The sequence below is a fragment of the Treponema sp. R6D11 genome (assembly GCF_054786075.1).
This window is the reverse complement of sequence record NZ_BDHD01000922.1, coordinates 1-446: the sequence shown is the minus strand read 5'-3', so window position 1 is coordinate 446 and position 446 is coordinate 1. Positions and strand designations below refer to the sequence as shown.

Here is a 446-nt window from a genome sequence, read left to right as displayed (position 1 = left end):
CTTCCGATACTGCTCGATCCCATAAGGCCCGCCACAGCCGCCAATACGCCGCAGATCACAAAGGTCATGAATTTGATGAGGGCGGAGTTCATTCCCACAAGGCGGGCCGCCGAACTGTTTATGCCTATGCTTTCGATATACAACCCAAGGCTTGTCAGTTTTACGATAAGCATAACTATCACGACCATAAGAATGGATACGATAATCGTTGTCCTTATCGGGATGCCGGGTATTTGAACCCCCAGGTATTTATACACGGGGTTCATAATGTAAACGGTCTGGCTGTAGGTGATCAGTTTTGCGATTGAGCGGCCGCATGTAAAAAGTATCAGAGACGCGATCATAGGCTGGATTTTCAGAACGGCTACCAGAAAACCGTTAAAGGCCCCGCAGAGCGCCCCTCCTAGCAGCCCAGCGAACAAGGCCAGCGCATAGGGGCTATGGAA

The 446-nt window shown here is 50.7% G+C and carries 1 protein-coding gene; it reads right to left on the bottom strand.

Translation table 11 applies throughout. The annotated features are described in order from the left end of the window. The coding region (locus ACYVTD_RS16830; protein WP_461248798.1) for an ABC transporter permease at window positions 1-422 on the bottom strand (422 nt) is incomplete at its 3' end. Window positions 423-446 lie beyond the last annotated feature (24 nt).